20 protein-coding genes and 1 tRNA gene are annotated in these 17,636 nt (G+C 67.9%); 13 read left to right on the forward strand and 8 right to left on the reverse strand.

The features are described 5' to 3' along the window. Window positions 1–35: 35 nt before the first annotated feature. The 4 genes from aguB to ACFOMD_RS13410 all read left to right on the forward strand — a co-directional run bounded on the left by aguB (window position 36) and on the right by ACFOMD_RS13410 (window position 2,802). The gene (gene aguB, locus ACFOMD_RS13395; RefSeq protein ID WP_380862189.1) at window positions 36–884 is read left to right on the forward strand and encodes an N-carbamoylputrescine amidase; all 849 of its coding nucleotides are present in this window, start codon (window positions 36–38) and stop codon (window positions 882–884) included. A gap of 62 nt (window positions 885–946) precedes the next feature. Beyond that, window positions 947–1,444 (forward strand): 2-amino-4-hydroxy-6-hydroxymethyldihydropteridine diphosphokinase, encoded by a 498-nt coding sequence (folK, locus tag ACFOMD_RS13400; protein WP_380862191.1) that lies wholly within the window; start codon window positions 947–949, stop codon window positions 1,442–1,444. 57 nt (window positions 1,445–1,501) lie between these two features. Further along, window positions 1,502–2,689 (forward strand): hypothetical protein, encoded by a 1,188-nt coding sequence (locus ACFOMD_RS13405; RefSeq protein ID WP_380862193.1) that lies wholly within the window; start codon window positions 1,502–1,504, stop codon window positions 2,687–2,689. 37 nt (window positions 2,690–2,726) lie between these two features. Beyond that, a tRNA-Lys gene (locus tag ACFOMD_RS13410) sits at window positions 2,727–2,802 on the forward strand. A gap of 73 nt (window positions 2,803–2,875) precedes the next feature. Here ACFOMD_RS13410 and ACFOMD_RS13415 read toward each other — a convergent pair. After that, on the reverse strand, window positions 2,876–3,181 hold the full coding sequence (locus ACFOMD_RS13415; protein WP_380862195.1) for an addiction module antidote protein: 306 nt from the start codon (window positions 3,179–3,181) through the stop codon (window positions 2,876–2,878). A 17-nt stretch (window positions 3,182–3,198) separates the two neighbouring features. Continuing rightward, window positions 3,199–3,402: a type II toxin-antitoxin system RelE/ParE family toxin gene (locus ACFOMD_RS13420; RefSeq protein WP_449329080.1), complete on the reverse strand. Its 204-nt coding sequence runs from the start codon at window positions 3,400–3,402 to the stop codon at window positions 3,199–3,201. A gap of 140 nt (window positions 3,403–3,542) precedes the next feature. On the opposite strand from ACFOMD_RS13420, the gene ACFOMD_RS13425 reads away from it, so the two are divergent. Together ACFOMD_RS13425 and ACFOMD_RS13430 are read left to right on the forward strand one after the other, a co-directional pair. Next, a complete protein-coding gene (locus ACFOMD_RS13425; protein ID WP_380862197.1) occupies window positions 3,543–3,866 on the forward strand; it encodes a hypothetical protein in 324 nt (107 codons plus the stop codon). A gap of 8 nt (window positions 3,867–3,874) precedes the next feature. Further along, window positions 3,875–4,168 (forward strand): PRC-barrel domain-containing protein, encoded by a 294-nt coding sequence (locus ACFOMD_RS13430; protein WP_380862199.1) that lies wholly within the window; start codon window positions 3,875–3,877, stop codon window positions 4,166–4,168. Here ACFOMD_RS13430 and ACFOMD_RS13435 read toward each other — a convergent pair. Then, window positions 4,161–5,183 (reverse strand): hypothetical protein, encoded by a 1,023-nt coding sequence (locus ACFOMD_RS13435; protein ID WP_380862201.1) that lies wholly within the window; start codon window positions 5,181–5,183, stop codon window positions 4,161–4,163. The genes ACFOMD_RS13430 and ACFOMD_RS13435 overlap by 8 nt on opposite strands. 33 nt (window positions 5,184–5,216) lie before the next feature. Here ACFOMD_RS13435 and ACFOMD_RS13440 point away from each other — a divergent pair, with 33 nt between their 5' ends. Continuing rightward, entirely contained in the window at window positions 5,217–5,744 is a 528-nt protein-coding gene (locus tag ACFOMD_RS13440; protein ID WP_380862203.1) for a 2'-5' RNA ligase family protein, read from the forward strand. Here ACFOMD_RS13440 and moaB read toward each other — a convergent pair. From moaB to ACFOMD_RS13455, 3 genes are read right to left on the reverse strand one after another with little or no spacing between them, the layout of a single operon-like run. After that, complete coding sequence (moaB, locus tag ACFOMD_RS13445; RefSeq protein ID WP_380862205.1) at window positions 5,719–6,246, reverse strand: molybdenum cofactor biosynthesis protein B; 528 nt, start codon at window positions 6,244–6,246, stop codon at window positions 5,719–5,721. The genes ACFOMD_RS13440 and moaB overlap by 26 nt on opposite strands. Further along, window positions 6,236–7,981, reverse strand: a complete 1,746-nt coding sequence (locus tag ACFOMD_RS13450) for a lytic transglycosylase domain-containing protein (RefSeq protein ID WP_380862207.1) — start codon at window positions 7,979–7,981, stop codon at window positions 6,236–6,238. The genes moaB and ACFOMD_RS13450 overlap by 11 nt, the downstream gene beginning before the upstream one ends. Further along, window positions 7,974–8,744 (reverse strand): uracil-DNA glycosylase, encoded by a 771-nt coding sequence (locus ACFOMD_RS13455; protein WP_380862209.1) that lies wholly within the window; start codon window positions 8,742–8,744, stop codon window positions 7,974–7,976. The genes ACFOMD_RS13450 and ACFOMD_RS13455 overlap by 8 nt, the downstream gene beginning before the upstream one ends. Before the next feature lie 120 nt (window positions 8,745–8,864). Here ACFOMD_RS13455 and ACFOMD_RS13460 point away from each other — a divergent pair, with 120 nt between their 5' ends. The 6 genes from ACFOMD_RS13460 (at window position 8,865) to ACFOMD_RS13485 (ending at window position 15,591) form a co-directional block, all read left to right on the forward strand. Then, the gene (locus ACFOMD_RS13460; protein ID WP_380862211.1) at window positions 8,865–10,520 is read left to right on the forward strand and encodes an electron transfer flavoprotein-ubiquinone oxidoreductase; all 1,656 of its coding nucleotides are present in this window, start codon (window positions 8,865–8,867) and stop codon (window positions 10,518–10,520) included. A gap of 18 nt (window positions 10,521–10,538) precedes the next feature. After that, the gene (locus tag ACFOMD_RS13465) at window positions 10,539–12,215 is read left to right on the forward strand and encodes a tetratricopeptide repeat protein (protein ID WP_380862213.1); all 1,677 of its coding nucleotides are present in this window, start codon (window positions 10,539–10,541) and stop codon (window positions 12,213–12,215) included. Beyond that, entirely contained in the window at window positions 12,212–13,045 is an 834-nt protein-coding gene (locus ACFOMD_RS13470) for a 4-(cytidine 5'-diphospho)-2-C-methyl-D-erythritol kinase (protein ID WP_380862215.1), read from the forward strand. The genes ACFOMD_RS13465 and ACFOMD_RS13470 overlap by 4 nt, the downstream gene beginning before the upstream one ends. Window positions 13,046–13,109: 64 nt before the next feature. Next, on the forward strand, window positions 13,110–14,297 hold the full coding sequence (locus ACFOMD_RS13475) for an acyl-CoA dehydrogenase (RefSeq protein ID WP_380862217.1): 1,188 nt from the start codon (window positions 13,110–13,112) through the stop codon (window positions 14,295–14,297). A 187-nt stretch (window positions 14,298–14,484) separates the two neighbouring features. Beyond that, on the forward strand, window positions 14,485–14,769 hold the full coding sequence (locus ACFOMD_RS13480) for a hypothetical protein (RefSeq protein ID WP_380862219.1): 285 nt from the start codon (window positions 14,485–14,487) through the stop codon (window positions 14,767–14,769). A 105-nt stretch (window positions 14,770–14,874) separates the two neighbouring features. After that, window positions 14,875–15,591, forward strand: a complete 717-nt coding sequence (locus ACFOMD_RS13485) for an N-formylglutamate amidohydrolase (protein ID WP_380862221.1) — start codon at window positions 14,875–14,877, stop codon at window positions 15,589–15,591. A gap of 123 nt (window positions 15,592–15,714) precedes the next feature. Here ACFOMD_RS13485 and ACFOMD_RS13490 read toward each other — a convergent pair whose 3' ends face one another. Beyond that, window positions 15,715–16,521: a PEP-CTERM sorting domain-containing protein gene (locus ACFOMD_RS13490; RefSeq protein WP_380862223.1), complete on the reverse strand. Its 807-nt coding sequence runs from the start codon at window positions 16,519–16,521 to the stop codon at window positions 15,715–15,717. 111 nt (window positions 16,522–16,632) lie between these two features. Beyond that, window positions 16,633–17,403, reverse strand: a complete 771-nt coding sequence (locus ACFOMD_RS13495) for a PEP-CTERM sorting domain-containing protein (protein ID WP_380862225.1) — start codon at window positions 17,401–17,403, stop codon at window positions 16,633–16,635. Between the last annotated feature and the right edge of the window lie 233 nt (window positions 17,404–17,636).

The following is a 17,636-nucleotide window of genomic DNA, read 5'->3' on the forward strand; positions in this document are numbered from 1 at the left end:
TCGGGGAGGGGAGTTAAGCGCAAGGAGTCGAGGATTTGAGCCAGATCACCGTCGGCGCGCTGCAGCTCGCCTTCACTGACGACATCGACGCGAACATCGCCGCGGTTTCCGAACTGATCCGCGAGGCGGCGGGGAAGGGCGCCAAGCTCATCCTGCCGCCCGAGCTGTTCGAGGGGCCCTATTTCTGCCGCACGCAGGACGAGGGGCATTTCGCCAGCGCGCAGCCGGTCGACCGCCACAAGGCGGTGCTGGCGATGCAGAAGCTCGCCGCCGAGCTGCAGGTCTATATCCCGACCAGCTTCTTCGAGGCAGACGGCCATCATCACTACAACAGCCTCGCGATGATCGACGACAAGGGCGCGGTGATGGGCGTCTACAGAAAAAGCCATATCCCGGACGGCCCCGGCTATTCGGAGAAATTCTACTTCCGGCCCGGCAACACCGGCTTCAAGACGTGGAAGTCGCCCTATGGGGTGATCGGCGCCGGGATCTGCTGGGACCAATGGTATCCGGAGACCGCCCGGACGCTGATGCTGATGGGTGCGCAGATCCTGCTGTTCCCGACCGCGATCGGCACCGAGCCGCATGACCCCGACCTCGACACCAGCCGGCTGTGGCGCCGCGCGATGATCGGCCATGCCGTGTCGAACGTCGTGCCGGTGGTGGCGTCGAACCGCATCGGCACCGAGCATGGCCAGCGCTTCTACGGGCACAGCTTCATCTGCGACGAGCGCGGCGACATGCTGGCGGAATTCGGCGCGACGGAGACCGGCGTGCTGACCGCGACGCTTGACCTCGAACAGGCCCGCCGCCACCGCGCCGCCTTCGGCTTCTTCCGCGACCGCCGGCCCGACCTCTACGGCCGGCTGGCACAGGACATCTGACGATTCTCCCTCTCCCCGCCGGGGAGAGGGTCTGGGTGAGGGGAGCGAGCGAAGCGAGCTGCATGGACGCTAACGTCATCATCGCGCTCGGTTCGAACCGTCGCCACGGCCGTTATGGCCCACCGGCGCTTGTGGTGACCGCCGCGATCGAGGCGCTGGGCGCGCACGGCATCCGTGTCGACTGCCGCTCGCGCATCCATGCGACCGCACCGGTCGGGCCCAGCGATCGCACGTTCGCGAATGCGGTGATCGCGGCGCAGACTTCGCTGTCGCCGCATGACCTGCTCGCCGCGCTCAAGGAGATCGAACGCGACTTCGGCCGGCGGCGCGGGCGGCGCTGGGGGGCGCGGGTGCTCGATCTCGACATCATCGCCTATGGGGACACGGTCCTGCCGTCGCGCGCGGTGTGGCCGGGCCGGCACGGGCTGGCGATCCCGCACCGGGCGATGCATCTGCGCGATTTCGTGCTGCTACCGATGCGGGAAGTGGCGCCCGACTGGCGTCACCCGCTGTTCAATCGCACGGTTCGGCAGCTGGTCGCGCGGGGTTGGCGGGCCTGACGACGTAGTGAACGAGCGGCGCCACGAAGAGCACCGTCGATCAATGGGGAGAGTGATGTGATGCGGTGGCTTGCGGCTTTGCTGATGTGCTTCGGGCTGACGGCCGCGGCGGTAGCGCAGCCGGCGCCCACGCGGGTGGCGATTCTGGGCGTCGAACACGCCGGGCAGCTCGTGGCGCGCGGCGATTCACCAGCGCATCTCGCCGCCTTCATCCGCCGCATGAAGCCCGACGCGATCTGCGTCGAGCGCGCGCCCGAGCCCTTTGCGCGCGGCGATCAGTATGAATTCACCTATGAAATCCAGCATGTGATCCTGCCGGTCGCCGCCGCTGAGCGCATCGCGCTGTGCCCGTTCGACTGGATGCCTTCCGGCGAGGACCAGAAGCTCGGCTTCGGGCTCGATCTTGAAGCGACCCCCGAGGTTCGCCAGCCGGAGGGCTTTCAGGGCTTCCTGTTCTTTCCCGAGCCAGCGACCTTGAAGCGCACGCTGTTCGCCGCCGATGCGCCGGCCAGCCTGCAGCGCTATCGCGATTTTGCGAGCATCCCCGCGCCGCAGGCGTCGCGCGACATCGCGCGGCGACTCTATCTCTATCGCACCTATATGCAGGCGCAGCGCATCCGCGCCGCCGCGAAGGCGCATCCCGGCAAGACGCTGCTCGTGGTGGTCGGCGAGTTCCACAAGCATGACCTCGAAGCGATCCTTGCCGGCGACAAGACGATCGACCTCGTCCAGCCGTCGAGCTTCGGTGCGCCGACCGATGCCGAGATCGCCGCGTCGACGACGCACGCGCAATTGGCCGCCATCCTGTCGTTCAACCTGCTCGGCCGGCAGGCGGCGAGCGGCAACCTCGACCTCGCCTGGCTTGGCGAGGTGTTGGCGGCGTTCGAGCGTGACGGTGGCAGCGAGGCGCGGCTCTTCCGTCTTCGCCATGACCAGCTCAGCGGAAAGTTGAGCGGGGCGAACGCAGCGAAAGCCTATCGCGATCTCGCCAAGGCGCCGGACCAGCCTTTTACGTGGACCGGGGTCGAGCAAGGCGGACGCGTGGACAGCTTTTTCGACGCCTACGGCAATCTGACCGTGGCGCAACGCGCCCGGATCGAGGCGGCGAAGGCGATGCTGCCCGGAAAGCAGCGTGAGGCCGACGCGCTGGTGGCGCAGGTCGGGGCCGACCTCTCACCGCGCAAGGCCCGCCAGCTCGACGCCTGTTGGCAGCGCGAAGCGCAAAGCGCGCGCGCGAAGCGTTGACGCTGCCCGGCCTCGCCCCCATAAGGCGCGGCACCTGGGGCCCTTAGCTCAATCGGTAGAGCAACTGACTTTTAATCAGTAGGTCGCTGGTTCGAATCCAGCAGGGCTCACCAGGTTTCACGCAGCCGCTACCGCCCGACCGGCAAGTGACCTTCGAGTTCTTTGGATTGTCGCAGGCGGTACGCCTTATGCTGGCTCCAGCGAGGTTTCTCTAACCTCGGCGGTCAATCTGAGCCCTAGAGACTGGAGCACTCTTAGCACTGTCCCAAACTCCGGGTTTCCGGATGGGCTGAGGGCTTTGTAGAGGCTCTCTCTCGCGACGCCTGCGTCGCGGGCCACTTGGGACATTCCCTTTGACCGGGCGATGACGCCGATCGCATCAGCGATGAAGGCGAGATCGTCCGTTTCAAAGGCGGCGGTCATATATTCAGCCACCGCTTCGGGCGCATTCAGGTACTTGGCGGCGTCGAAGGGGCGCGTTGGGACACCCATAAGACTTGCTCCTGCAGTTATAGCTTCTTTGCGAGATCCTTTGCGGCCTGAATGTCGCGAGCCTGGGTGGATTTATCACCACCGCACAGGAGGATCACGACGGTCGTTCCACGGGACACATAATTGACCCGGTAACCCGGGCCGTAGTCGATGCGCATTTCACTGACGCCGCCGCCGACACGTTCGACATCGCCGGGGTTGCCCATCGCGAGGCGCTGGATGCGCTATGCGATACGGGCGACGGCGCGTTGATCGCGGAGGCTTTCCAGCCAAGCCGTAAAGGCGTCAGTTTCATGCACGATCGGCATAATACAGGGATGTATTCTTCAGGATACGATATGTAAACTATAGGATACAAATCATGCTTTCCGGAACTTCGCCCTGGCTCCACGGTTCGACGGGCATGGAGCAAGCCGCCAACTGGATCGCGCCGATCGCCACCACCATCGCCGCCGTCATGGTCGCCGCCAATCTCGGCAGCCGGATCACCGGTTTCGGCTTCATCGTCTTCTCGGTCGGCTCGATCGCCTGGATGGCGGTCGGCTGGTTCAACGATCAGCCCAACCTCGTATGGCAGAACGCCGCGCTGCTGCTGGTCAACATCGTCGGTATCTGGCGTTGGATCGGTTTGCGCGCGCGCTACGAGAAGGGCGCGCAGGTTGCCGTCGAGCATACCGCGCCATGAGTGGGCTGATGCCGGCCGCAGCGATCTGCGGCGCCAGTGTGACGGGCAGCGATGGCGAGAGCCTCGGCACGGTCAGCGAGCTGATGATCGACAGCAGGTCGGGCGGCATCGCCTATGCGGTGCTGGCGTTCGGCGGCGTGATGGGCGTCGGCGAGAAGCTGTTCGCGGTGCCGTGGGCGGCGTTCAGCGCCGATCCGGCCTCGGGTGAGCTTTCGCTCAAGGTCAGCGCCTCGGCGCTCGCCGAACGTGAAGGCTTCGACAAGGACGCGTGGCCGACGTCGGCCGATGCGAGCTTCAGCTAGGGTTGGTGCGCACCTGATCGGCGAGCTGCTCGCTGGCGAGGTTCTTGTGCTTCGCCTCGACCTCGAAGTCCGCCCACGCCAGGTGCCGCGCCACGAGATCGTTGACGGCGCGGTTCCACATCATGTCCGAATGACCGCGCAGGTCACGGGGCTTCAGCCCGGCCGCGAGCAGCGCCGCATAGTCGGGCAGAGCGTCGGCATCGTGCCCGTCGAGCAGCGGCTCGCGCGAGATCGAGACATGCGCCAGCGGCCGCACGCCGCGCCATGACGCCTGCACCTGCGCGATGCGCGGGTCGTCAGGCTGGAGATACTCGCCTTCGCTCTTGATCCAGTGATGGTGGATGTCGACGACAAGGGCCACGTCGTCGGCGACGGGGAGCAGATCGTCGAGCCCGAAGCTGACCTCGTCATTCTCGACGGTGACGAGATAGCGCGCCGCATCCGACAGCAGCGCGAGCCCGGCGCGGATACCGTCGGCGCCAAGCGCGCGCTGGCCGCCATGGACGTTGACGCTGGCGCCGTGCGGATGCCAGCCGCCGCCGTAGCCGAGCAGGGCGAACAATTCGGCGTGATATTCGATATCGGCGATGGCGTTGTCGAGCGAACGGCCGGTGGTGGCGAGGATCGCGTGCTGCGCCGGATGCATCGAGAGGCGAACGTCACCGGCGCGTGCCGCGTCACCGGCCAGCGCCAGCTCGCGCTCGATCGCGGCGCGCAAATCGTGATCGGCATAAAGCGGTTTGGCGGTCGGGTGCGTGAAGCCCGGCAGCAGGTCGCTCGACAGGCGCAGCATGCGTTCGAGCGGCGGGCGGGCCGCCACCTCGTTGATCTGCGCGCGCACCGCCGAAAGGTTATGACGGGCGATCTCATCGAGCTTCGCGAAGGCGACCGCCGGCGACTGCCGCGCGAGATAGGCCATCGTTACCGTGCGGACGTTGAGCGCGCGATCACGGGTGGCGTCGCCGTCGGGCGAGATATATTTGCAGCAATAGCCGATGCGGGGCGTATCGTTCATCGGACGACAACGCAGCGGGGCGGATTGCGACGCATGATCGACTACCGGCCGCTGATCCTCACCGCGCGCATGGAGCCGCGGGCGCAGGCCTATTTCCAGAAGCTTCGCGAGCTGCATTTCCCCGCCGAGCGCAATGTGGTGCCGGCACACCTGACCTTGTTCCACCATCTACCGGGTGGGGAGGTGGATTCGATCATCGAGCGGCTGAAGACGCTGGGGCGGGGAACGCCGCCGGTGCGGGTCGAGGTGACGGGGCTGCGCTCGCTGGGGCGCGGGGTCGCGTTCGATCTGCGGTCTTACGCGTTGGAGGCGCTGCGCGACGAACTGGCCGACGCATGGGAGACCTTGCTGATCGCGCAGGACCAGCAGGGCTTCCGCCCGCATGTCACGGTGCAGAACAAGGTCGAGGCGCGCGAGGCGAAGGAACTGCTCGCCGCGCTGTCGGCGGACTTCCAGCCCTGGTCGTTCGTCGTCGATGGCCTGCTGCTGTGGCGCTACCTCGGCGGGCCGTGGGAAGCGCTTAGCGAGACCAAGCTCAGCGCTCGCGGAGGCGCGGCATGAGCTCGACGAAGTTGCAGGGGCGGAAGCGGCTGTCGAGCTGCGTCGCGAGAATGCCGTCCCAGCCGTCCTTCACCGCGCCGGTCGAGCCGGGGAGCGCGAACAGATAGGTGCCGTTGGCCACGCCCGCGGTGGCGCGCGACTGGATCGTCGAGGTGCCGATGCTCTGGAAGGACAGCCAGCGGAACAGCTCGCCGAAGCCAGGAATCTCCTTTTCGCAGACCTCCTCAAAGGCTTCCGGCGTCACGTCGCGGCCGGTCACGCCGGTGCCGCCGGTGGTGATGACGCAATCGACGCTGTCGTCATCGATCCAGCCACTCAGCACGCCGACCAGCGTGTCGACGTCGTCGCGGACGATCTGGCGGTCGGCGAGTACGTGACCGGCAGCGGTCAGCCGCTCGACCAGCGTGTCGCCCGAGCGGTCGTCGGCGAGGCTGCGGCTGTCGGAAACGGTGAGGACGGCGATGCGGACGGGGATGAACGTCCGCGTCTCGTCAATCGGCACGGACGACGGCCCGGTTCGGCTCCGCCTTCACCGCCGTCGCGCCGGGCAGGCCGGGGAAGCGCGGCCACAGGCCCTGCGCCACCGCCTTCAGGCTTTCGGGCGCCGCACCGTTGCCGGCGCGCTGCTGGTACATCCAGTAGTTCCGCAGCACGACCTCGACGTAATGGCGCGTCTCGACGAACGGGATCGATTCGATGAACAGCAGCGGGTCACCCTTGTCGTTCAACGACGTGTTCCAGTTCTTCACCGACCCCGGCCCGGCGTTGTAGGCGGCGATCACCTTGGGCAGCAGCCCCTGCGTCCACGTCGAATCGCGCAGGCCTTCGAGGTAGCTCTGACCGAGCTCGATGTTGAACGAAGGGTCGGCGAGGCGGGCGGGGTCATGCGCTTCGCCCATCTCACGGCACAGATCCTTGGCGGTGCCGGGCATCAGCTGCATCAGCCCGCGCGCGCCGACGCGCGAGGTGGCGTCGGTCTGGAAGTTCGATTCCTGCAGCGCGTGCGCGAACACCAGCGACGGGTCGACACGCCAGCCGCGATAGGGCGTCCACGCCGGGGCGGGGAAGCGCGCGGTCATCGGCGCTGAGGCGCCGGCGGGCGGGCGGTGCGCCAGCCAATATTGCGTGGCCGGCAGGTTGAGGCGGGCGGACAGGCGCAGCAGCGCTTCGTAATTGGCCGGATCGCCGGTGGCGGCGAGGTGCTTCAGCTCGCGGTCGGCCAGGCCGAGCTGGCCGATCTCGACCAGCGCCGCGGCACGGCGGGCGCCGCCGAGCTTCGCCAGATGGTTCCAGTCGGCCTGGATGAAGTCGGGCTCGGCCCAGTCGTTGGTCGACGTCTGGCCGAGCGTGTGCGCGGCGAGCAGGCCGTAGAAGCTGTCGCCGTAGCTGGCGGCGGTGCGGAGGCGCGCGCTCACTTCCTGCGGCTTGCCGCAGGCCATGAAGGCGCGGCTCGCCCAGAAGGCACCGGCGGCGCGCAGGTCGGCGCTGCCGCCGCGGCCCGCCACCTTGTCGAAATGCGCCGAGGCATCGACGCAATTGTCGGCGCGATAAGCCGCAAGGCCGGCCACCCAATTGCCCATCGCCGCCCATTCGCCGCTGCCGTCACCGGCGGCGGCGCCCATGCGTAGCGCGCCGGCATCGTCGCCATCGGTATAGTAATTCCAGGCGATGCGCTGCGCCCATTCGCTGCGCGACGGCTCGACGACATCGGCGCTGCGGCTGCGCCACGCGGCTTCGGCGTCGGCAACGCGGTCGGCGGCGAGCAGCGGCTTGATGACCTGCGCCAGCGCCTGACCGGCGGCATCGGCGCGGGCCGAGCGGGGCGACATCGGCGCGGTGTAGGAGACGACGCGCATCGAGCGCGAAGCGGGGATCATCGGGAGATCGGTCGCCCCCGCGGCGCGCGCGGCGTCGGCGACGCGCTGCGACTGCGGCAGATCGGTGTGGGCGCGGGCAAAGTCGCCGAGCGTGGCGGCGCTGTTCTTGCGCTTGAGCAGCAGGCCCGCCTGCAGCAACGGGGTCAGCACGCCGGTCGGATGCGCGGCGATGGCGGCTTCGGCGGCGGCGGTGCGGCCGGCGTCGAGATCGCGGAACGCCTGCGTATAGGCGGCGCGCGATGCGGCATCGAGCTGCGCCGGCACCGCCTGCTGGGCGGCGGTGAAGCGCGCCGAGATCGCCTCCGCCTGCGCGGCGACGGGGGCGGCGGCGAGCAGCAGGGCGGTGACGAGCTTACGCATCGATCCTCGACTTGAAGGCCCGCAGGTCGGCCCAGGCCAGCGCCTTGGCGGCAGGCTGGCGGAGCAGATAGGCGGGATTGACGGTGATGAGGGTGGGCAGGGCTTTGCCGGCGATGGTCAGGTCTGTCCAGGTGCCGCGCAGCTTGGTGATCGCGACATCGGTTTCGACGAGCGCCTTGGTCGGCTTCTCACCCATCAGCAGCAGCGCGCGCGGGCGCGCCATTTCGATATGGCGGCGCAGGATCAGCGTGCAGAGCCGCGTCTCCTCGGGCGACAGGCTGCCGCCGACCGAGCGCCACAGATAAAGATTGGTCAGATAGACCGACGAACGGTCGCGGCCGATCGCCGCAAGCATGCGGTCGAGGAGTGCGCCCGAGGGGCCGGAGAAGGGCCGGCCGGTGCGGTCGTCGTCGGGCGCGGCGTCCTGGCCGATGATCATCACGCCCGAGGCGGGGTCGCCGTCGGCGAAGATCGGCTTGGCGCGGAGAGTGGCGGCGGCTTGTTTCAGCGCGTCGAGGCTGTCGGCGGCGAGGACGCGGCGCTCGACCTCGGCGCTGTCGGCCGAGGGAGGTGCCGGGCGTTCGGTGCGAGAAGCAGGGCGCTCGGCGCGCTTTTCGGCGGGCGCATCGATAACCGGCGGTGCGGGAGCGGCCAGCCACGGGTACGGGGCGTCACCGACGAGCGTATCGACGCCCGCTTCGACCAGCCACGACAGTGCTGACAAGGCGTCGGCGCGCGACGCGGCAAGACCCCCAAGCCCCATCCGGCCAACCTCTCCGGGCCGTTGGCACTGGTCAACTGTAGAGGCGGTTCGTATGTGTCGAGTGATGGCATAGACGCGACGGGCCGTTGTGAGGGGTCCGGAAGGGAGAGGGCGCGGCGAATGACTGAACGTGAATCGATGGCCTATGACGTGGTGATAGTCGGCGGAGGCCCCGCCGGTCTGGCCGCCGCCATTCGCCTGAAGCAGCTCGGCACCGAGCAAGGCCATGAGATCGCGGTGTGCGTCCTCGAAAAGGGCTCGGAGATCGGCGCGCACATCCTGTCGGGCGCGGTCGTCGACCCCAAGGCGCTCGACGAGCTGATCCCCGACTGGCGCGACCGCGACTGCCCGATGGCGCAGACGCCGGTGACGGAAAACCATCACTGGGTGCTGACCGAGGGCAACAAGATCGAGTTCCCGCACTTCCTGCTGCCGCCGTTCATGCACAATGAGGGCTGCTACACCGGCAGCCTCGGCAGCTTCTGCCGCTGGCTCGCGGGGCAGGCCGAGATGCTCGGCGTCGAGATATTCCCCGGCTTTGCTGCCGCCGAGGTGCTGTTCAACGACGACGGCTCGGTCAAGGGCGTCGCGACCGGCGACATGGGCGTGCTGCGCGACGGCACCCATGGCCATGCCTATCAGCCGGGCATGGAGCTGCACGCGAAATACACCTTCTTTGCCGAGGGCGTGCGCGGCCATCTGTCGAAGCAGCTGATCCGCCATTTCGACCTCGCCAAGGATTCGGACCCGCAGGTCTACGGCATCGGCATCAAGGAGCTGTGGGACATCGACCCGGCGAAGCATGTGCCAGGCCGCGTCATCCACACGCAGGGCTGGCCGCTGACCGACGCGTGGGGCGGCGGCTTCCTCTATCATCAGGCGAACGGCCAGGTGGCGCTCGGCTTCGTCACCGCGCTTTCCTACAAGAACCCCTATCTGGAGCCGTTCCAGGAGATGCAGCGCTGGAAGCTGCACCCGGCAATCCGCGAGATTCTCGAGGGCGGCCGTCGCGTGTCCTACGGCGCGCGCGCGATCAACGAGGGCGGCTTGCAATCGGTGCCGAAGCTGACCTTCCCGGGCGGCGCGCTGATCGGCTGCTCGGCGGGCTTCGTCAACGTGCCGCGCATCAAGGGCAGCCACACCGCGATGAAGACCGGCATGATGGCGGCCGAGGCCGCCTTCGCGGCGGTGAAGGGCGGGTCGGAAGGCCGCGACGAGCTGGGCGCCTATGAGGCCGCCTATCAGGACTCGTGGGTGAGGAAGGAGCTGGAGAAGGTCCGCAACGCCGAGCCGTCGGTGGCGAAGTTCGGCGGCTTCTTCGGCACGCTCTATTCGGGCATCGACCTCTGGGCGCATCACCTCGGCATCAAGCTGCCGTGGACGTTCAAGCATCACGCCGACAATGAGCAGCTGTGGCGCAAGGAACATTGCCACCCGATCGCCTATCCGAAGCCCGATGGCGTCATCACCTTCGACAAGCTGTCCTCGGTGTTCCTGTCGAACACCAATCACGAGGAGGATCAGCCGATCCACCTCACCCTGAAGGACGCCGACATTCCGATCGCCGTGAATCTCGCGCTCTACGACGCGCCGGAGCAGCGCTACTGCCCGGCGGGCGTCTATGAGATCGTGGGACGCGACGAGGGCAATCCCCGTCTACAGATCAACGCGCAGAACTGCGTCCACTGCAAGACCTGCGACATCAAGGACCCGACGCAGAACATCAACTGGGTGGTTCCCGAGGGCGGAGGCGGCCCCAACTACCCGAATATGTAAGCGTCCAGAGGAGCAAGCATGCGCCAGTTGAAGCGTTTCGCCGTCGTCGCCCTGTTGCTGGGCGGCACCGCCGCGCAGGCGACGATCCTCGACAGCTATCGGTCGGGCCTGCACGACTATGTGCAGGGCCGCCACGCCTGGTCCGACGACGAACTGGGCCGCGCCTCGGGCTATTTCGCCGGCGCGCTGTCGCATGCCCCCGACGATCCCGTGCTGCTGCGCCGCACCTTCGATCTCGCGCTCGCCGCCGGCGATCAGGCGATGGCAATGAAGCTGGCGCCGCGCATCGCCAAGAACGAGCGCTACGACACGACCATCGCGCTGCTCCAGGTTGCCGACGCCCTGCAGAAGAAGAATTGGAAGGGCCTCGACGCGGCGCGTCAGCAGCTGTCCGACGCCGGCTTCGCCGGCTTCGCCGCGCCGGTGATCGAGGCGTGGACCCTGGAAGCGCGCGGCAAGACCAAGGCGGCGCTCGCCAAGCTCGATCCGGCCTCGCAGGAGGGCTTTGCCAAAGCCTACCTCACCGAGCATCGCGCGCATCTGCTCAGCGCCGACAAGCAGTGGGACGGGGCCGCGGCGCTCTACGAGACCTTGCTGGCGGGCGAGGGCGCCTCGGTGACGCGCATCCGCCTCGCCGCCGCCACCGCGCTGCAGAAGGCGAAGCGCGGGGACGACGCACGCAAGGTGCTGGAAGCCGGCGCCCGCGATCCGGTGATCGCCGCGGCACTGGCGCGCTTCAACGCCGGCGAGCCGTTGAAGGGCGGCGTCACCGCGCCGCGCGACGGCATTTCGGAGCTGTTCGCGCGCATGGCCGCCGACCTGTCGCGCGAGCGGCCGATCCCGATCGCGCTGGTGCTGGCGCGGCTGTCGACCTTCCTGACGCCCGAGAACGGCGAATCCTGGCTGGTCACTGGCGATGTGCTGGCGCGCAGCGGCCAATATGACGCCGCGCTGACCGCGCTCGACCATATCAAGCCGACCGATACCATCGGCTCGCTCGCCCGCGCCCGCCGCGCCGGCATCCTGCTCGAAACCGACCGCGCGCCGCAGTCGGTGGCGCTGCTCGAAGCCGCGGCGAAGGTGCCCGAGGCGTCGCTGGAGGATTGGTCGCGCCTCGGCGAGGCCTATCAGCGCACCGAGCGCTTCGCCGATTCCGCCAAGGCCTATGACAAGGCGCTGGCGATGGCGAAGACCGACACGCCCGACCTGTGGACGCTCTATTTCTCGCGTGGCGCGGCGCATGAGCGCGCCGGCAACTGGCCGCAGGCGGAGGGCGATCTTCGTCAGGCGCTGAAGCTGGCGCCGAAGGAAGCCGCCGTCCTCAACTATCTCGGCTATGCGCTGCTCGATCGCGGCGAGCGGCTGCCCGAGGCGACGACGCTGATCGAGCAGGCGGTCGAACTGCGGCCCGACGACGGGCATATCGTCGACTCGCTCGGCTGGGCGCATTTCGTCGCCGGCCGCTATGACAAGGCGGTCGAGCTGCTCGAGCGCGCGGTCGCCGACGTGCCCGACGACGCCACGATCAACGAGCATCTCGGCGACGCCTATTGGAAGGTCGGCCGCCATGTCGAGGCACGCTTCCGCTGGAAGGCGTCGCTCGAAGGCGAGCCGGCCGACGACGCGCGCAAGCGGGTGCTGGCGAAGCTCGACTATGGCCTCGACCGCGCCGCGCTGGCCGCCCGCCAGCCGTGAGGCTGGACGATATCGGGTTCGCCAAGCTCAACCTCGCGCTGCACGTCCGGCGGCGGCGCGCGGACGGCTATCATGACCTCGAAACCATTTTCGCCTTCACCGAGCTGGGCGATGCGCTGAGCGTCGCGCCGGCCGAGACGCTGAGCCTGACGCTTGCCGGTGACTTTGCCGGCGCGGTGCCGCCGGGGCCGGACAATCTGGTGCTGCGCGCCGCTCAGGCGCTCGACGACGGGCAGGGACGGGGGGCGGCGATCACGCTGGAGAAGCGCCTGCCGATCGCGGCGGGGCTGGGCGGTGGTTCGGCCGACGCGGCGGCGACCCTGCGGTTGCTCAACCGGCTGTGGAATCTCGATCTGCCGCTCGGCCGTCTCGCCGAGATCGGCGCGACGCTTGGCGCCGATGTCGCCGCCTGCGTCCACAGCCGCACCTTGCGCGGGGAGGGGAGGGGCGAGGCGCTCGCCGGCCTCGACGATGCCGGTCTGGCGGGCACCGCGGTCATCCTCGTCAATCCGCGCGTCGCGGTGCCGACACCGGCGGTGTTCGCGCGCTGGGACGGCGAGGATCGTGGGCCGCTCGCCGAGGGCGATCCGATCGCTACCGCCGCCGCCGGGCGCAACGACCTCGAACCGCCGGCGCTGACCCTCGCGCCGGTGATCGGCAAGGTGCTCGATGCGCTGTCGGGCGTGAAGGGCGCGCAGCTGGTGCGCATGTCGGGGTCAGGCGCGACCTGTTTTGCGCTTGTGGCCTCGGATTCGGCGGCCGAAGCCGGTGCCGAAGCGATTTCGAGCGCGAATCCGGGCTGGTGGGTGGCCGCAACCCGCCTTCGCTAGCCTTTCGGGCCGCGAAACGATGTCCTATACGGCGCGGCAAGCAACAAATGAGCGAAGGATCATCATGGGCGCGTCCGCTTCCTGGCCGAAGTTCAACTGGGAGGACCCGCTTCTCCTCGACCGGAGCCTGACCGAGGAAGAGCGGATGGTGCGCGACAGCGCGCGCGCCTTCGCCGACGAGCATCTGATGCCGATCGTGAAGGGCGCCAACCGCCACGAGACCTATGACCGCGAGCTGATGCGCCGCTTCGGCGAAGCCGGGCTGCTCGGCCCGACCATCGAGGGCTATGGCTGCGCCGGCACCAGCTACGTCGCCTATGGCCTGATCGCCCGCGAGGTCGAGCGCGCCGATTCGGCCTATCGCTCGGCGATGTCGGTGCAGTCGTCGCTCGTCATGTATCCGATCTGGGCCTACGGCACCGAGGAGCAGCGCCAGCGCTATCTGCCGAAGCTCGCCAGCGGCGAATGGGTCGGCTCGTTCGGCCTGACCGAACCCGACGCCGGTTCGGACCCCGGCAGCATGAAGACGCGGGCGAAGAAGACCGCCGACGGCTATGTGCTCAACGGCTCGAAGATGTGGATCACCAGCTCGCCGATCGCCGACGTGCTGGTCGTCTGGGCGAAGTGCGACGATGAGGCGATCCGCGGCTTCGTCGTCGAGCGCGGCGACAAGGGGCTGTCGACCGCGAAGATCGACGGCAAATTCTCGCTTCGTGCCTGGGTGACCGGCGAGATATCGCTGGTGGACGTGCATCTGCCCGAAGGCCGGCTGCTGCCCAACGTCAAGGGGCTGAGCGGGCCGTTCGGCTGCCTCAACAACGCCCGCTACGGCATCGCCTGGGGTGCGATGGGCGCCGCCGAATTCTGCTGGCACGCCGCGCGCCAGTACGGCCTTGATCGCAAGCAGTTCGGTCGGCCGCTGGCGCAGACGCAGCTGTTCCAGAAGAAGCTCGCCGATATGCAGACCGAGATCACGCTCGGGCTGACGGCGGCGTTGGCGGCGGGGCGGCTGATGGACAGCCACGACCTCGCGCCCGAGGCGATCAGCCTTTTAAAGCGCAACAATTGCGGCAAGGCGCTCGATATCGCGCGGCAGGCGCGCGACATGCACGGCGGCAACGGCATCTCGGACGAATATCATGTCATCCGCCACGCCATGAACCTCGAGGCGGTGAACACCTATGAGGGCACCCATGACGTCCATGCGCTGATCCTCGGGCGGGCGCAGACGGGGTTACACGCCTTCTTCTAAAGCCTCTCCAAACCAAGGGTAGGCGGCGCTGCTGCATTGCAGCATAACGCACGCTGCTGTGCAAACCGCGTGGCACTCAGAAACCGCTTGACGCGCGACTGAGTGCTACTTAAAAGCACGAGTCATATAGTTTCGAGCGTAACTCAGTAGAGCGGCCGGGCGCCGCAAACTTGGCAAGGAGACTCCCATGCGCAACCTTCTGATCGCCGCCGCGACCGCCGGCCTGTTCCTCGCTGCTGCCCCGGCTTCGGCCGACGAGACCTGCGCCGCGAGCCCGTCGGCCCTCCGTACCGCTGCCAGCACCTCGGCTGATGCTGCGGCCGCGAAGAAGGCCCTCGGCTTCGTCGCCATCGGCGAGAAGCTGTGCGACGCCGGCGCCGACCGCGCCGCGGGCAAGAAGTTCGCTGCCGCCGCCAAGGCGCTCAATGTCGACCTCGCGTCGCTGACGCCGGCTGCTGCTGCCGCCAAATAAGCTTCTCCCCTCCCCAGGGGATCTCTGCCGGCCGCGCTTCCTCCCTCGGAAGCGCGGCCGTTTTTCGTTTGTTTGCCGTGTCCCGCCGCCGCTAAGACGAGGGGCATGGACCCCGTCGTCATCGCCGGCCGCACGCCGATCCTGCTGGTCGCCGACCATGCCTCCAACATCGTCCCCGACGACATCGCGCTCGACATCGATCCAGCGCTGCTCGACGAACATGTCGCGATCGACATCGGCACCGATGCGCTGACCCGGCGGCTGGCCGAGTTGCTCGACGCCTCGGCGGTGATCGCCGGCGTGTCGCGGCTGGTGCTCGATCTCAACCGCGAGCCCGACGCCGCGGGACTGATTCCGGAAAGCAGCGACGGCCGCACCATTCCCGGCAACAGCGGGTTGTCGCTCGAGGTGCGCGAAGCGCGGCTGCGGCGCTTCCACATTCCCTATCACGACGCGATCACTGCGATGATCGAGCGCGTGCAGCCGCGGCTGCTGGTGGCGATGCACAGCTTCACGCCGAGCCTGCTGACCCGCCCCGAGCTGACGCGGCCCTGGCCGGTGGGCATTCTCTACAATGAGGACGAGCGCGCCGCGCGGCCGATGATCGCCGCGCTGCGCGGGCAGGGTATGCACGTCGGCGACAACGAGCCCTATTCGGGGCGCGAACTCAACTACACGATGAACCGCCACGCCGAGGGGCGGGGGCTACCCTACATCAACATCGAGGTGCGGCAGGATTTGCTGGAGACGGCGGAGGATATCGAGGGTTGGGCGCAGAGGCTGGCCGATGCCGTCAGCGCGACGGCGGCGACGCTGGCGTAGAGCGCTCCCACGCCCCCTTTCGTCATCCCCGCGAAGGCGGGGACCCAGTCCATCACGAAGCAAATGCCCGCTATCGCGGGCGCTGATTTCCGTGCTGGGTCCCCGCCTTCGCGGGGATGACGGTCAAGCTTTGGGCTTCCGCCGCCGCACGCCGAGCGCCAGTACGCCGAGGCCGAACAGGCCCACCGCCGCCGGCTCGGGCGCGGGGACCGGATATTCGACGCGGATCGACGCCACCTTGAACGCGTCGGGGCGGTCGACGAGGCCCCAGCGGTTCGCCTCGCTGACGCTGGCGGCGATCACCAGCGTGTTGCCGCTGTAGCGCGTGCCGGCGTTGAATTCGCGCAACCCGCTCGTGTCGCCAGAGGCCTCGATATAGTGGGTCATCGCCGACAGGCGCTGCGCCGTGTCGGCCATGTTGATGCTGGTCGCGAACGGTACCGTGCTGGTGCCGATGAAGAAGCTGGCATCGGCGTCGCGCCCGGTTCCCCAGAGGCCCGCCGTCATCGCGAAGGCGTTGAGCGTGGCGCCGGTGACGGTGACATTGTCGTCGAAGCGGATGACGAGGAAATCGGTGCCGGTGAGGTTGTCGATGGCCGCCTGGTTGTTGAGCGCGCCCGTGCCCTCGTCTTGGTTGGTGATGCCGAGGCCGTCGCCGGCGTAGTTGACGAAGGCGGTGCGCCAGTTGGTCAGCGCGCCGGTAAGGACGTTAGGCGTCGCCGACCAGGCGGTGACCCGCGCGCTCGACGACAAGCCGAGGTTGTCGGTGAAACTGAAGACGCGGGCGATGCCGTCGGTGCCGTCGAGGCCGCAGCTCGTGGTGCAGGTGCCGCCAAGGCTGATGGTGACAGGCGCGGCGAGCGCCGGGGCAGCGGGAACGGCAAGGCAGGCGGCGACGGCGGCAACCATCACCCGAAAAAACTGGCGCACGCGATACACTCCACACGCGCCCGCAGACACCCGGGCGCTTGAGGAATGTAACTAATGGCGATGCGTTAACGCACCAGCCGATTAGATCGACAATGGTGCTAAAAAGCCGGGTTAGCCGCGACGGCGGCGGCGCAGGCCGAGGCCCAGCACGCCGAGGCCGAACAGACCTATGGCCGCCGGCTCGGGCGCCGGGATCGGATATTCGACTTTGATCGACTGCACCTTGAAGCTGTCGGCGCGGTTCCCGCCGCCGCTGCGCATATAGTCGCCGACGCTCGCCGCGATGATCAGCACGTTGCCCTTGTACTCGGTCGTCGTGTTGAAGTTGCGATAATTGTCCGAGCCGGGGCCGGTGGTGTCGATGTAGCGGTTCGTCGCCGACAGCCGCTGCGTCGTGTTCGCCATGTTGATGCTGGTGCCGAAGGCGACCGTCGACGAGCCGATGTAGAAGCTGGCGTCGGTGTCCTTGCCCGACGATCCCGAGATGGTCATCGCATAGGCGTTGAGGTCGGCGCCCGTGGCAACCACGTCGCCGTCGAAGTGGAACACCAGGAAGTCGATGCCCGACGAATTGTCCATCGTGTGGCCGTTGTTGCTCGACCCGTCGCCCTCGTTGCGGTTGGTGACGCCGAGGCCGCCACCCTGATACTGGCCGACGAAGCCCGTCTGCCAGTTGCTCAGCGCGCCCGTCGAGGTGTTCTGCGTCGCCGACCAGGCGGTGACGCGAACCCGCGACGACAGGCCGAGCCCGTCAAGGAAGGTGTAGACGCGCGCGTTGCCGTCGGTGCCGTCGGTGTTGCATTCGGTGGAGCAGGTGCCGGCCAGGTTGATCGAAACCGGAGTCGCGACCGCTGGCGCCGGCGCAAGCACGCCCGCAGCCATCGCGGCAACCGCAATCAGAATCGGCCTAAAACGGATCATCTTTGAACGCACCCCTGTAACGACCTCTTATAAGCAACTTCGGTGCCATTCGGCAAAAAGAAACGTGTTTACGAGGGGAAGCGACATGCGCGCGCAGGTTGCCCTGGCAGCGATTGTAAAGCTGGCCGACAGCCCCGCGCAGATTGATTCCTCGATCGGACGGCAAAGATTGCAGCGCCCTGCCGAATCTTCTA

The sequence above is a fragment of the Sphingoaurantiacus capsulatus genome, assembly GCF_042648405.1.
Classification (GTDB): domain Bacteria; phylum Pseudomonadota; class Alphaproteobacteria; order Sphingomonadales; family Sphingomonadaceae; genus Sphingoaurantiacus; species Sphingoaurantiacus capsulatus.